Raw genomic sequence first — 16320 nt, forward strand, 5'->3', positions numbered from 1 at the left:
TATTCCTTAATTTACCTTGTGTAATAAGCCCCATCTGTAAATTTATCAACACTACTTCCTTCAAGTGAATTTAAAGGTTTATTACAATAGTATATGATTGCAGCAGCAACTAGACAACAAGCTCCAACTGCTATTCCTACCATTAGCATTTCCAAGTAAACTGCAATAGCTATCCCTGTAGTAACTCCAGTTATTGCTAACATAGAAGCAGCTATCACAGGCAACTTACTTTTTGCATTTTGTGGAGCAGGGTTGTAACTAGGTTGTTTGCTGTTACCTTGAGCATTATTTACTCGTTTAGGGTTTTTACTAGCTACTAAATGTACCCCTGTTGATTTTGATTGTGTATCTTCTTTACCACTATTCTTATCTACACTTTTAGGTGGAGCTGGTTGAACAGATGGTGCAGTAACACCTACATTGTTTGGATTCGTAGACTGCTTGTTGTTGGTTTTGGTATCACTTTTTTGTTCTAGAATTGGCATTTTAACATTTTCATTTGTAACAGCTATATTATTAGGATTGCCATTGAGCACTATAGGTAAAACTTCTGGTTGTGGATCTTGTTGATCACTTTCAAGCTTAGAATTACCCTCACTGAGAGGAGCTTGCTCATTATCCATTTTTGTTATATGTCCGGTAGATTGATTGGATACTTGATCGCTACCAGTTCGTGATTCATCTAACTGAATTTTACTTGAATCACTATGATTATCATCGCTACTAATAGAAGCTACTACATTATCATTCTGAATTGGTTGATCACTTTCGTTTACAAGTTGAACATTATTATCCCTAATATTTACTAAACTTTTCGGCTATACTACTTGTATGGAATCCTCTCGTATTACATGTCCAGCTAATTGAATAGGAGCTTGTTCATTCTTACCACTTTTTTGTTCTAAAATTGGCATTTTAACAGTAGAAAAATCATTAATAGCATTAGCTAGAACTGAATTTTCTTTATTAAATAGCACTTTTAGACTTTCTTCATTAATCAAATGCAAATTAAGTTCATAGGTATTACCATTAGAGAAAGAAAATTCGACCTCTCGATCAGACTTTTTAAAAATTTGAGCAACACTCTGATCATTAAGGAGAAAAATTTTGATTGTTCTGTTGTTAGGCAAATTCTTTAATGCTTCAATAGTACTAACAGTCCCTCCACGAGGAACAACCTGTTGAGCACCCAAAGTTGCAACACGCAAATCTCCTGCATTTCCTGTTTTGGTAATGACATCTCCCATACCGTAACCTGTACTTGCTACAAGCTCTTTTTCATTACTTGGTACAAGTATTTGTTCAGGAATTCCTGGAGTGTTACTGCTACCAGCTTTTTCAGAATTCATTTGCTGATTCTCATCACTCTGCACTGCGATTTGTACATTATTATTGCTATGATCACCTAAAGATGAATTCGTTGAAGAAACTTCAGCTATTGTTAACGTTGAGATAGCTGCGGTAGAAAAAGAACCTCCATTAAGTTTATTACTCTTTTTCTTCATAAGTGCCAAGCTTCCTGGATAGTTATCAACTAAGGGTTTCAACAGCCTCAGACTAATAGTGTCTCCACTGAGATAATAATTATTGTTAACAAAAAAAGTAATATCAGAAAGGTTAACTTTTAACCCTTTACTTCTTCCATGTCTATGTAAAGATGGCATCACAAAGGTTATAAACCCGTCTTCACCAGGTTCAGAATCCTCATAAATTACTACTTTCTGTTCATTACTAGATCCAGAATATTTCATCATTTCAGAAAGTGAAGCATCTTTATGTTTGTTCTTTACTTGTTTAAAATATTGTTCATCACCATTTGAATGGGTATTTGGAATGAGGTAACTTGGTGCAGTGAATACATTATACAATACTGTAGCAAGGTAAGAAGGATAATAGTATATAGATACGTTATTATCAGACTTAAATTTGTCAGGTTCAATATTTATAATAAGATTGCGATATATGTCTAATGAATGGGCATAAGAATCACTAATTACCCTTAATTGTTCACCCACGTGCTTATAACCCATAGAACCAGATGGTAATGAAGGTATGAAATCTGATTGATTAACTACTCTAATAGTATTCTTCCCAAGGCGCTCTTTATAAACCTTAGCAGCAGAAGGGTCAAAAACCCTTGGAGAAGCAAGAGTTGCAACATGCAAATCTTCTGCACCCTCTTCTACACTAAAATGTAGAGCAGCTATGTTGGCAATGGCACCTCCCATACTATGACCTGTAAGGTTAAATTTAAAATCTTTAATTTCTAACTTTTGATCATTAGCATGTCCTTTTAATATCTTATAAACACTGCCCCAAGAATCCTTAAATAAAGAATAAAAACCTGAGTGGATCTTTCCACCTTCAGGCAAAAGCTCAGGTGCACAAATTAAAGGTATTCTAATATCTGTAATATAGTCAAAGAGATTACGACTACCGCGGTAAACTATAGTTATTTCCTTATCTTTTATAAAAACATAACCAGCATGTCGATATGGTTGTTCATTATCACGCATATTATAGAATTGAATTATTTTATAACCTTCTTCCTTAAGTTTAGCTGGAACTCTATAAGATCTTTCCTCTAACTCAGAAAACTTTTTATTATTAAGATTATAATCACCAACATAATAGCCTACCTTAACAAAATTGATGATCTCTAATAACTTCTCTTGGCTAAATCCTGCAATTTCAGTTCTATTTGATCCTAAAACACTTGGCTCTTGCTCTTCTTGAATATCAGTTATTTCAAATTCATCTTGTTCTAGATTTGAATCATCTCCATTAGGTTCCTCATTAAACTTACCGGCGATATTATTATCTACACTTATAGAAGTATGACAAGCGTTTTGATATCTTTGTTGGATGGTTAAAAACTCCACTCTTGAATTTTTAGCGAGTTTCAATATAAAATTTGCGTACACATTTTGAACGATTGAGGAACGTTTTTCACCTATAGCATTATCTAAAATAGTAACTAGACTATTTTGCAAGAAGGTCTGCCTATCTGTATTGCCTAAAAATTTGGGATCATTTTTAATTAAATCTAGTACTTTTATTATAAAATCCGTATTGCCAGTGTATAAAGCAGCTTTTAAAATTAGGTCGTAAATTTTTTGTTTTTTCTCCTTACGTCCCACGCCAGCACTATGAATATTTTTCAAAATTTGTTTATCAATCTGTGCAACAATTTTCTCATCTGCAAATGCTTCTTTATAGATTTTTTGAATTATTGGATCTTTCTTTTCAATACGTTCTCTGCACAAGTACTCAACAATTGAAACATGCTCCTGACTTATTGCAGTTTCCAAAAGAGTGATGAAACTGTTCTTTAATAAAATTTTTCTAGTTAGGTCATTTAAAAAAAACTTAACATCTCCTTCAACTACATCTAATACTTTCTCGATAAATTCTTCATTTTGTACTAATGACGCTGTTTCAAGCACGCCATATAAAGGGTTAAAGCTACTTGTTTGCAACACTTGTTCAAGATCTTTTAAGACGTACTCAATAAGAACTGTATCTAATAAATTTTGTTCTTTTCTTAATGCTATAACTGAAAAAAAGCCAATCTTGTTGAGCTCGTTAAGTTGTACAACTTGATCTTTTAATTCAATATAAAGGTCAGGAAATCTCTCTATAAAAGCTGCAATATATTTTTGACTACCAATAAGTAGAGGTAAAAGACTCAAATTTCCTTCAGCAAAAAGTATGTCCTGGTATTTTTCTGCAAGTTTGTCATTAGCTGCAATTGCCAGAAGTAACAACTCTTTTGCCGAATAATTACAGTTATTTTTTTCTATATCATACCTGCGAGAAAGTATATTGCTAAATATATACGAATGATCGCCTCTAGATTGTCTTTCTTCAAAGCTTTCTACCCTTTGGTCTTCTAATTTTAAACTAAGGTAATCTATACAAAAATTTTTGAAACTTTCAACATCAAGATCAGCAACAAATGAATCTTCATAACTTTTAATATTTTCTACAACCTCATCTAGTTTTTTGAAATTATTTTCGTTCATTGCGTCATTTAGAATATTTATAAGAGCCTGAATACGTGATATACTCGAGAGCGTTTTAGCATCTCTGGTAATAATAAGAGACTCGAGATTTTGATCAGTATTTGCAAGAATATGGTTCTCTGGACTTAGATCATCATGGTACGTGGCCTCACTACTAAGTGAAATAGCTGGTACCACCCGATTTCCACTGTCTGAAATTTTGGACTCTACTTCAATATCTGAACCTCCAGAATGGCGACGATCTTTAGTTCCAATTGTTTCTCCGCTTACATCAACCCAACTTGAATCCAGGGAATCAGCTCGAATAACCATATTTTAATCCTCTATTAATAACTAATTAAGTATAGCACTAAACATTAATTTTGCCAAGCAAACCTTTTAACCCCAATTTATGGTGTATGGTCCCAGAGAGTGATGAATTGTAAATAAATTAGGAGCACTGGTTACATATAAATTCATAAGGTTTTGAGAGTTTTAAGTCTTTTTGTATAGTCTTGGTTGCACTTTTATGCAGCTCAACATAAGTAAATTTGATCTATAGCAACAAACAAATGCTTATTTTAACTTATTTCTGTTGGCGTTTTATAGTAGTAATTGATGTTAAACCGTTCTAAAATTGGTAGCTTGCTCTGAAGAAACACTATAGTTTTTCTAAGGTGGGTTTAAAAAAAATTATCTATAAGGTTAATATTCAATTTATTTATATTGAAATATACGATTTTAAAAAATGACTATCTATGGAAGAACATGGTGGGGAGAGAAATGGCTTCAGTGCTTCAATAGAATTGATTATGATAACCGTCTTCCACGTGGCAGAACTTGTGCTAATACTGGTCGAGCTTTTGGTATTAAAATTAATGGTCACATAGTTACAGCTAAAGTTCATAGCTCAGCATATAAAATTCGTGCTCACCCATATAAAGTCGAAATTATACTTAATGAATTAAGTTCATCAGAACAACATACTATTCGCCAAATAATTGAAACTTCACCAACTATATTAGCTAAATTGATAAATAGACAATTATCAGTCAGCTTGTTTGATAAGCTTAATGACTCTGGTATTAAATTGTTTCCTTCAAATTGGCAGGAAATGAATGCAAGTTGCAACTGTCCTGATTGGGCTATGCCTTGTAAACACATTGCTGCTGTAATGTATCTTATTGCTGCAGAAATTGATAAAAACCCCTTCATGATTTTTAATATTCATAATTGTAATTTGTCAGCACTTATCGATGATTTTGGGAATGGAAAATTAGAAAATGCTCAAAACATTTTAAAGATAGATGATATATTTAAGGCATGTTCTAAAATTAGAATACATAACCAAGCAATTTTAAATGATATTGATTTATCAACTATTCCTAACCTTTTTGATTGTATCAGTAGTATTTTAACAGATAATCCACTTTTTTTTGAAAAAAACTTCCATAATATTTGACAGGTAGCTTATAAGCACTGGCAAAAGTATCCTGCAGGAAAGTTAGTGTACTATCCAGCTTCTAAGAAGGAACTATCAGAAGAGGAGCTATTTATTAAAAGATGGGGAAATATTGAGAATTGGCAAACATTTCAATTATTCATTAATGATCAGCATTACCTTACTCAAGTGAGCAATGGTGCAACTAATTTATTTAGGCTCAGTGAAAATGTATTGAGGGATGTAGCACGATTTTTAAATGATATTCCTAGTTCGTTACTCCACAAACTTAACCCTGAACTTCGCTTCATGCATATGATTTCACAGTTTGCACATATGCTGATGGAAAAGTCAGCGCTAATACCACAAGTATTACAAAACAAAAGAGGAGAAATTATAATTAGGTGGACTCCGGCGTTGTTTAATGAGTCAGTTAAGGAAATTCATAGCAAGATATCATCTATTTGTCCGCTTCTATTGATTAAATATCAAGAAATCGCTGTGGAACCAGAGGAACAAGTAAATGTTGCTATCTCTCTTATCCTTTTAGGGTATATAGAAGATAACTTTCCTGTATCACTGGATAAGTATAGAGATAAATATATCTTTGAATTATTCTTTACAGGAAATCCATACAAGTTTACTAAATTTAGTAACAAAGAAATACCGCAAGCAATTAATCTCTGGCTTTCACGTCTTTATTTAGCAGATAAACCTTACAAACTCTATTTAATGATAAAAGATCACCATGAAAAATTTGAGCTTGATATACAGGCATCCCTAGATGATGAAAAGTCATTCATAAAGCTAGAAAAAGCACTTTCTAATCAAAACATAAAACTTAGTATTTTATCTGACCTTGCACTCTTGTCTGAATACATACCTGAATTGGAAAAATCGATTGACGATAATAGCACATTATCATTTAATTTAGATGATTTTGCACCATTGTTTTTGCATATCTTGCCTGTATTAAGAGCAATTGGTATCGTAGTTATTTTGCCAAAATCTTTACAAAAAATCTTCAAACCACAATTAAGTCTTAATTTGTCTACCAAGGATAAAATAAAAGAAGATCGAGAAAGTTTTTTAACGCTGGAAAATTTATTAAAATTTGATTGGAAAATAGCAATAGGAGATAAAAAACTAAGCGTTACAGAATTTAAAAAATTGCTAAAAGATTCCCGAGGGTTTGTAAGAATCGTGGATCAATACGTCCTTTTGGATGACAAAGAGGTAGAAGCTTTATTAAAAAAACTTGATAAATTGCCTGATTATTTAAGTCAAGCAGAGCTTATGCAAGCTGCTCTAACAGGAGAAGTAAATGAAACTAAAGTAGCATTTGACCAGCAGCTTACAAGCTTGTTTAAAAAATTTAATACTTACACACCTGTAACTACGCCAAATAATCTAATAGCACAACTACGCCCATATCAAGAACGCGGATTTAGTTGGCTTGTACAGAACATAGAAAGTGGGTTTGGTAGTATAATTGCTGATGATATGGGTCTTGGTAAAACATTACAGGTTATAGCAGCTATTCTATATTGCAAAAATACAGGGTTTTTGGATCGGGACAGAGTCTTGGTAGTAGCTCCCACAAGCATCTTAAGTAATTGGCAACGAGAAGTAGAACGTTTTGCGCCAGAATTAAAGCTTTTCATCTATCACGGACAAAATCGAGAATTGGCAAGTGATTATGATGTAGCTCTAACATCCTATGGTCTTGCACGTCGTGATAAAAAAGAGCTTAACAGAGTCGGATGGTTTTTGCTCGTGATTGATGAAGCCCAAAATATAAAGAATCCTAACAGTGAACAGACCAAAGCTATAAAAGCTATTACAGCAAAAAATAAAATAGCTATGAGCGGTACACCTGTTGAAAATAGACTACTAGAGTATTGGAGTATTTTTGATTTTACTAATAAATATTACCTTGGTACCCCTAAGCAATTTAAAACTCGTTTTGCAACACCGATTGAAAAAGCGAGAGACAAAGCTTGTCTAGAGAGGTTCATGAAAGTTACCCACCCCTTTATGCTACGTAGGGTAAAAAGTGATAAAAGCATTATTCAGGATCTACCAGATAAAATTGAAAATAATCGTTATTGTTCTTTGACTCCAGAGCAAACAGCACTTTACCAAGAAGTCGTTAATACAACTATGGAAAAGATAGAAAGAAGTGAAGGAATTGAACGTAAGGGATTAATCTTTAAACTTATCAATGCTTTAAAGCAAATTTGTAACCATCCATCACAGTACGGCAAGAAAAAGCATGCGAGTATTGAACAATCCGGTAAAATGCAGATGCTAGAAGAAGTATTGACTGTGATTAGTGATCTTGCAGAAAAATCATTAATATTTACTCAATATACTGAAATGGGTAAAATTATATCTAAGTTACTTGAAGAAAGATTTAAATCAAAAGTGCCATTTTTACATGGTGGACTTTCTCGAAAAGCACATGATACAATGATTAATGATTTTCAAAACTTATTCCAAGCCAATATTCTTATAGTATCTTTAAAAGCTGGAGGAACAGGGCTTAATTTAACAGCGGCAAACCATGTAATACATTACGATTTATGGTGGAATCCGGCAGTGGAAGCACAAGCAACAGATCGAGCTTATCGTATTGGACAAGAGCGTAATGTTATGGTATACAGACTGCTTTCAACAGGTACATTTGAAGAGCGTATTGATGAGATGATTCAAAGCAAGAAGGAATTAGCAAACCTAACTATAAGTAGTGGCGAGAGTTGGATTACAGAATTTAACAACGATCAATTAAGAGATTTAGTTAATATAAAAAATGCACTATAATATAGCTGAGTTATTTAATGTAAAGAACCAGATAACTACCGCTCAATAGTTCAAAATATAGACAAAGATCAAAATGTACGTCTCCAATTTCATCATGTATAATGGAGACAAAATTTTGTGTTTTATGTCTCATTGGTAGGCAAAAAGCCTGTAATTACGTTTTAAAGCGATTTTACCACTCCACTATACCCCTTTAGCACCTGTAATGCCCTTTAAAATTTGAATAAAAGGCATCTTTAATAATTCTATTCGTGAATCAAAAAGTAATTGCCGTTTTCAGAAACTTTTCATTTTTACAGATGGCTTGAAAAGATTATCATTAAATCATTAATAGGTAGCATATCAGGCCAAACTCCTCCAAAGAAAAAAGTTTTTAATTTTTTCAGAAAAAGTCATAAGAAACCCGGTATATATATAGTAGAGGGTTTTCTATTCGCTTATAATTCCACCTTAAATTAAACTATGCCTGCGTATATGGGAAGGTTTAGCCAAAATTCCTTACATATTAGTAGTATGCAATATATCAACAAAATAAAAACTAAGAGGTTGACATAGTGAGTAAAATATAGTAGAGTTATAGTAGAGCATTTTTTCTTAAAAGAAAGAAGATACTAAAACCTAAACTGACTTCCTTTATTTCTTAATATAGCCTTGCCAAGAGAACCTCCTATTGCAGTTTTTACTTCATAAGAAGAGAGTAAGACCCCAATCAAAACAGCCTTACTCAAAAACCTTTCAAACGCTTAATCTTAAAAGGAGTTTCAATTTATGGTACAAGATTTTTTAACTGATGTCAAACAAAAAAATACTTTAAATGATGAATATTATGATTTTAACAATACTGTCTCACATTTAGAACCATTAGAGCAATTTGATGTAGAAGAAATTAAAAGACACTTATTATTAAACATAAGATCATGCCTTTCTTATTTATTCCCAAGGGGAACTTTTCATGGAGATGAATTCCGAATAGGTGATGTGCATGGTAACAAAGGACAAAGCCTCAGAGTAGCATTAATTGGTGGAAAAGCCGGACTCTGGCAGGATTTTGCAACTGGGCAGAAAGGTGATGTTCTTGATATTTGGGCAAGTGCACAGGGAAAAGATACAAAGAGAGACTTTTGTGAAGTGATGGCTTCTATAAGTGAATGGCTTGGATATGGCAAAAAATGCGCAAAGGCTGACGAAGACTTCGAGAAATTTATTACCCACAGTTGGAATTATTATGATGAAAATGGCCAGATCATTGTAAAAGTTTATCGTTCTGATCCTCCTGGAAAGAAAAAAGTATACAAGCCTTTTGATGTAAAACGATCTAAGTTTGCTGCACCAGAAATAAGGCCACTCTACAACATTCCAGAAATCTTAAAATCTGATAAAGTTATTCTGGTTGAAGGAGAAAAATGTGCAGAAAGCTTGATAGAACAAGGGATTGCAGCTACAACAACAATGTCTGGAGCAAACGCAGATGTTGATAAAACAGACTGGTCACCCCTTAAAGGTAAAAATATTATTATTTAGCAAGATAATGATGAAGCAGGTAATAAATACGCAAAAAAAGCTAAAAAAAAGCTTTTAGAGATCGGAGTTGCATCACTTGCTGTTCTTGAGATTCCGCAAGGTAAACCTGAGAAATGGGATGCTGCTGATTGTGTAGAGGAAGGTATAGATGTCAAAGAGTTTTTAGCTTCAACTCCGTTACTTACTATTGATACTCCAGCTACTGATACTTCAAATATGAAAAGTTTAGAAAGATCCACAAAACAGCCACTTAACATTTTAGATTGGAGTGCAGAGCGCTTTGTAGGTCCGGTACCAGAGCAAAAATTTCTTGTTGAAGGTCTATTTCCTTTAGGTGTTACTTCAATAATAGCAGCAATGGGAGATACAGGCAAAGGTATGCTTCTTCTTGACCTAGCGCTTAAGGTTGCAAGTGATAAGGATCAGATGTGTGGCTTTGGTTCACTTGTTACTGAACATGGATCAGTAGTGATTTTTTCAGCAGAAGATGATGCAAGTGAGATACACCGCCGCTTAGAACGACTCGACCCTAAGTGTGAAAGGTTGAAACATAAAGATAAATTATTTATTGTACCACTGCCAAACGTCAGAGGATCACTTACAATACTCAGAAATGTTCGTGGTAAAATCGTCGAAGTTTCTCCTGAATTTGAATCCGTAATGAAACAGCTCGAGGAAATAAAAGATCTGAAATTGATAGTATTTGATCCACTTGCTTCATTTATCCATGCAGATATAAATGCTGATCCAGCTGTAGGGGATTATCTAATGTGCTTATTATCTGATTTAGCATGTAGTACTGGAGCTTCGATAATTACTGCTCATCACATGAGAAAGCCAAAAGGAGAAAAACCGATATTAACTGCTGAACAAGCACGCGATGCAATTAGAGGTACCTCTGCTCTTGTTAATGGTGTTAGATGCTCATGCGCTTTTTGGCCAATAGAAAATACAGCTAGGCTAGAAATCTTTAAGGCAGTAGGAGAAACACCAAGACAGAATGCTTTGTTTCATGGGGCAGTTGTGAAGGCCAATGGTTTAGCTGATCGCACTGTAAGAACTTACCTAAGAAATCAGGAAACAGGGCTACTAGAAGATATAACAATACAACTAACAGTTAAAAATGCTAGTGAAAAAGACCTTAAAATATGTCTTACTGATGCAATTACACGATCTGCTGTTGCAGGACACCCATTTACTCACACAGGAAGCACAGGAGTATATAAGCAACGGTATAGACTACCTGAAGTTTTTCACAGCATGGGAAGGGATCGACTAGAGCGTATAGTTCAGGAACTTTTACAAGCAAAGCAGTTAGTTAAAGGAATGTCTACAGGTGCAAAAGAAGATAAATGGCTTGACGTTATAACAGGACCATTTGCTTGTGGTGTAGGGCAATTCACTCCTGGGGCTGAAGATCTTAGCTGTAGACAAAACTTATAAGTCTTTCTTTATGGGTGGCTCTTTAAATATTTTAGAGTTGCCCTATTTTCTCTATTCAATCTATCATCTACTCAATCAAAAATACTAACTTCGGAGCCACAACCCTATTATAAGCTATGATTTCAATTAAGAAGGGATAAGAAACAAGACATCAAATGGTTGAATTATATTCCTGATTCCTTGGTTACTAAATAAGTAATGAGAAACTAGGAAGCTAAAGATCGCTTGAATCCTAACCTTTTGCCCTCTATTCCTAAAAGTGTTCCTAGTTATTATGTGTCTGAAGTCAGCCAGTATAGCGGATTTTACGTTCCTAAAACCCTTATATATTATATATATAATAGTAATAAATAATAATAGATAATATAAAATAATAGTAAAATGCAAATAAAGTACAATAACTTAAACAGCAAAAAGAAAGAAGTCCAGAAAGGCTGCCACAAAACATTATTAAGATATTTACATTTAATGAAAGATACAATTAGCGCGGTTTTAAAACGATTCTACAACTTCAGGGTAATTATACCACCAAGACCTAAGTTACTCATGTAAGGTAGCTTAAAACTCGATTATGAGGCATTCTTAATGATTCCATTGGTGCAAATAAACTTATATGTAAGTTTAACGTCATTTTTATTCATTGTAAAGAAAAAATTTGTATGGGTCTTATTTAGAAAACTCACTTGATATTTTTCAGCTCATATACACCTCTTTCAAGCTATCTGGCAAAAGAAACGAAAGATAAATGCTCAGAAGAAACAATATAAAGCGATTCTATAATTTTTACCTCTTCCTGATTTCTTTACTTTTATGAGATTTAGCCCTAAGCTTTTACACTTTTTTGATCAAGACTTTTCTTTTCTTCTATCAATTTATCAAAATCTGACTTGTATGACTTGTCCTGTGTTTTTCTAAATATCTCATATTCTTTTGTAGCTAAGGTAATTGCTACTTCATGAGAGACTTTGCCATAACTCTGCAATATATCTTGCTCATTAAATTTTAAAAATGCATCAAATTTCTCTTTCCAATCCTTCATATACATTATTTTACCTCTGGCAGCTTGAAACTCTGCATAATCTATATACATACTTACTATCCTGTTTAGCTGAGCAATTTCATTTTTATCTAAATAGTTTTTTGCTACTTGCGTGTCAGAAAGAAAGATTTTTCCCTTAGGTGCCTTACGCCAATTTGTTAAGCCCATATTAGGTTTACTTCCATCCACTCTGTTTGCAATAATTTCTGCCGCTGTATTTCCAGTAATAGCAAAATGCAATTTGTTCTGTACTACAGCAAAGAAATTTTTCGTTTCAGATGAACAACTTGCATAGTCTACTGAAGTTGCATAAATGTCTGTGATTTTCTGATAAGCCACACGCTCACTTGCACGAATTTCTCTAATTTCTTCAAGTAACTCATCAAAAAATCGAGTGTCAAATTTAGAGCCATTTTTAAATCTATTGCTATCAATCACAAAACCTTTGAAAATATACTTCTTTAGTTTATCAGTTGCCCATGTACGAAAAGCAGCACCACGCTCTGAATTAACACGATAACCAACTGATATCACAGCCTCTAAATTGTAGAAAATTACATCACGTTTTACCTCTCTTTCTCCCTCTTTTTGAACTATCGAGGATTCCTCGGTAGTTGAATTTTTGTCTAGTTCTTTACATAGATAAATGTTCTTTAAGTGCAATGAAATATTATCAATTGAACAGTCAAATAACTCTGCCATATGTTTCTGAGTAAGCCATAGATTTTCATTTTCAAATCTAACTTCAATACATACCTTTCCGTCGTCTGTTTCGTAGAACAAAATTTCATTATAATCTAGTGATTTGTTGTTCATATACCTCCTTAGCCATGTACTGCATATATAGCACCTTCTGCTTTAAGTGACAAATTTTTAGACGCAGAGCCAGTCAATTGATACATAGAAGAAAGTTGTATACAATATCTCTGTTCGTTTCCCTCTTACTACAACCTATAATAAAAATATAAAGTGATTCGATAAAGATGGTCCATAATTGCGTTTTAAAAGGGGTCATAGAGAGCTACCAAAAAGCATTTAAGAAGTAAACTTTAAGCCGATCTGGGTTTTATAGTTTCCGTGATTTCCGGCAAAATTTCAAAATAAGGCAACAAAAATACAATACACCTAAATTATTGAAATTCTGTATTTTTATCCATTCAATATCTATAAGACGTTATTTTTCCACTTCCAAAAGACTTAATGAATCAGATCGCCCTAAAACCCGCTACAGTAGCTAGCTTTCCATTTTCCGAAAATCTTATATATTATTATAATATGTAAATAATACTATACATATATATATTAATAATATAGGAAATAATAATAAACAATATGAAAATATATAATGAATTAGTAAGGTCAACTAGAATTAAAGTAATGCCAAGGGAGTGAAAAAAAGAAGTTAAAGGACCCGGAAATGCCACAAGAAAAAGTCTTAAAATATTCATAAATACAACAAATAACCTTTAATGCGATTTTAAAACGATTCTACGACTTCAGGGTACAATTATACCACCAAGACCTAAGTTACTCATGTAAGGTAGCTTAAAACTCGATTACGAGGCATTTCTAAATTATTTTTTACTTTAAATTTTTACTTGTTATAAAAAAACCCTTATCTTAGTTTATCATGTTTTTTATTCGTTGTAAAATATTTTTTTCAAAAAAAGTGAACAGTTTTTGTAATTTCGGTACAACAAGAGCTGGTTATAGGTTATTTTGTTATATAGGAGGTCTTATGGAAATACAACGACTTTTATCTAAAACTCCCAAGGGAATATTGTGAGTCTTCAGGTAATCTCTATAAACAAGTTATAGATGAAGCTCAAGGAAAAAAGTTTGAAGTTACTGCCATAGAAGAAGAAACAGAAGCTCGTAAAATTTGATTGCCGTTTAAAATGGAGACAAAGAGCAAAATTTATATCTCCAATTTTATCGTGTATGGCAGAGACAAAGATTTATGTCTCCATAGTAGGCAAAAAACAACTACTGGAACTGACAGACCGCATCTTTCGTAGTAGTCAACAGAATATCATTTTTGCTCGGATTTAAAAAAAAATAGTGCCTTTTTAGTTTCTACAGTTATTCTTAAGTTTATAGAGTTTGCTAACATTAGTATGACTGATACTTTAACTTTACAAGAAGGGGACATTGAAACTACTGCATTTGATAATAGCAATATGACTAGAGTATTACACAATGGAGAGTGGTGGTATGTGATAACAGAGGTAATAGCTTCTCTTACAGGTAGTAAAAACCCATCTGATTACCTAAAAAAGATAAAAAACAGAGATATAGGACTCTCTGAAGGATGGGGACAACTTGTCACCCCCCCCTTGAAATTAAAACAAAAGGTGGTAAACAAGATGTCAAACACAGATAACTCAACTACAAGCTGGTTTTTGTTGTAGTTATTTTCTCACTTTCTTTACTTGCTTTAATCAATTCATCAAAATCAGATTCATGTAATTTGTCCTGTACAACTCTGTACTTTTCGTATTCTCCTTCAGCTAGGGCTTTTGCAACTTCAGCACTAACTTTACCAGCATCTTTAAGTACTTCATAATCATTGAGCAATAAAAATGCATCCAATTTTTCAACCCAATCCTGCATTTTCATTAGCCGATTCTTTCTTGCTTGAAGTTCTGCATAATCTAGGAAACAATGTGATTTAGTTCACTTAACTCTTTTTCAGTCAAGTAGTTTTTCGCAATACTTACATCACTCTTATGAATTTTGTTACCTGGACCATCTTTCCATGTAGTTAGCCCCATATGTGGTTTTTCGTCGAGAGTATATTAATTCTGCCGCAGTTAAGCCGTAAATTGCCCAATATAATTTATTTTGTACTTTTGCGTAAAATTGTCTTGTCATATCTGAATTTGGATCGTAATCTGCAGAACATTCGGCATAAATGTCTGTAATCTTCTGGTAAAATCTACGTTCGGATGCTCGTATTTCCCTGATTTTTTCAAGTAATTCATTGAAGTAATCTTTACCAAACTTCTTTCCGTTTTTTAATCGTTCACTATCTAATGCAAATCCTTTGGTGATAAAATCTCTCAAAATTTTTGTAGCCCATACTCTGAAAGATGTTGCTTTTTTAGAATTAACTCGATAACCAACAGCTATAATTGCATCTAAGTTGTAAAGTTGTGTAGAATACTGTTTACCATCTTCAGCAGTATTCCGGAAAATCCGGACAACTGAATCTTTATCTAACTCTTGACTGGCAAATATGTTCTGTAAATGCTCACTAATTGTTCTGATATTAACATCAAACAACTCTGCCATTTTTTTCTGTGCAAGCCAGATGTTTTCATCTTGATACAAAACATCAATTCTCACGTCTCCGTCTGGAGTTGTATATAATAAAATTTCGTTTCCATTTATTATCATATCTACTCTACCTTACTTCAAGTAGTATATAGGTTATTTGTGAAAGAGATAAGCAACTGTGAAACATTAAAAATAGAGCTTTAGCTGATAAGCAGTTTTGAAATTATTTTAACTTTTTTTTAGAAAATCCCGGAAAAAGTGATGAGAAATCCGGTATATATATTATGGAAGGGTATTGAGGTAGTTTGTAGATGCGCTTCAAACACAAAAGTCGGCAAACAAAAACAGAGTAGAAAAGATTGAAGAAAGCAAAAGAAATAAAGTAATTTAGGCTTTTGGTAAGTTACATAATTGAGAATTTGTATTTTTTTAGATGAGACAAAAACTTTGTTTTAAGACTAGATATAACTTTAGGGTACAAAATTACTACCATTGCCAAAGAACGCACGTAATACCCCTTAGAACTCGAATAAATGGCATTCTTAGCAATTCTATTACTGTATAACAAACTCACAAGTGAGTTTAGCACGTTTTTTACGCTTTGCAAAGAAAAATTAAAAAAATTGAACAGTTTTCGTAATTTCTTGTGTATAAGGGGTTAATGGAGACTTTATGAGAATACAACAACTTTTATTGCAAACCTCTGAGCAGTTAAAAGAATATTGCAAAACTCTCAGTAACGAAACAACCTTTATAAGCAACTTATAGAT

General features: G+C 33.1%; 6 protein-coding genes and 2 pseudogenes. 4 read left to right on the top strand and 4 right to left on the bottom strand.

Features of this window, described 5'->3' with window-relative positions:
- Nucleotides 1–11 precede the first annotated feature (11 nt).
- Nucleotides 12–623, bottom strand: a complete 612-nt coding sequence (locus OPR48_RS02695) for a TomO hydrophobic C-terminal domain-containing protein (protein WP_265026468.1) — start codon at nucleotides 621–623, stop codon at nucleotides 12–14.
- A gap of 195 nt (nucleotides 624–818) precedes the next feature.
- Nucleotides 819–4337 (bottom strand): host RNA manipulator TomO, encoded by a 3519-nt coding sequence (locus OPR48_RS02700; protein WP_265026469.1) that lies wholly within the window; start codon nucleotides 4335–4337, stop codon nucleotides 819–821.
- Nucleotides 4338–4752: 415 nt separating this feature from the next.
- Between OPR48_RS02700 and OPR48_RS02705 the strand changes: the two genes are divergently transcribed.
- The 3 genes and pseudogenes from OPR48_RS02705 (at nucleotide 4753) to OPR48_RS02715 (ending at nucleotide 11232) form a co-directional block, all read left to right on the top strand.
- Nucleotides 4753–5466 carry an SWIM zinc finger family protein gene (locus OPR48_RS02705; RefSeq protein WP_265026470.1) on the top strand — a complete coding sequence of 238 codons (714 nt, stop codon included), beginning with the start codon at nucleotides 4753–4755 and terminating at the stop codon, nucleotides 5464–5466.
- A 45-nt stretch (nucleotides 5467–5511) separates the two neighbouring features.
- Nucleotides 5512–8268, top strand: coding sequence for a DEAD/DEAH box helicase (locus tag OPR48_RS02710; RefSeq protein ID WP_265026471.1), 2757 nt, complete (start codon nucleotides 5512–5514; stop codon nucleotides 8266–8268).
- A 768-nt stretch (nucleotides 8269–9036) separates the two neighbouring features.
- Nucleotides 9037–11232: pseudogene (locus tag OPR48_RS02715) on the top strand (AAA family ATPase).
- A gap of 823 nt (nucleotides 11233–12055) precedes the next feature.
- On the opposite strand, the gene OPR48_RS02720 reads toward OPR48_RS02715, so the two are convergent.
- Entirely contained in the window at nucleotides 12056–13087 is a 1032-nt protein-coding gene (locus tag OPR48_RS02720) for a virulence RhuM family protein (protein WP_265026472.1), read from the bottom strand.
- 1301 nt (nucleotides 13088–14388) lie between these two features.
- On the opposite strand from OPR48_RS02720, the gene OPR48_RS02725 reads away from it, so the two are divergent.
- A complete protein-coding gene (locus OPR48_RS02725) occupies nucleotides 14389–14682 on the top strand; it encodes a BRO-N domain-containing protein (protein WP_265026473.1) in 294 nt (97 codons plus the stop codon).
- Here OPR48_RS02725 and OPR48_RS02740 read toward each other — a convergent pair.
- Nucleotides 14660–15670, bottom strand: a pseudogene (locus OPR48_RS02740) (virulence RhuM family protein). The gene OPR48_RS02725 and the pseudogene OPR48_RS02740 overlap by 23 nt on opposite strands.
- Nucleotides 15671–16320 lie beyond the last annotated feature (650 nt).

The organism is Wolbachia endosymbiont (group A) of Bibio marci (genome assembly GCF_947251645.1).
Taxonomy (GTDB): Bacteria; Pseudomonadota; Alphaproteobacteria; order Rickettsiales; family Anaplasmataceae; genus Wolbachia.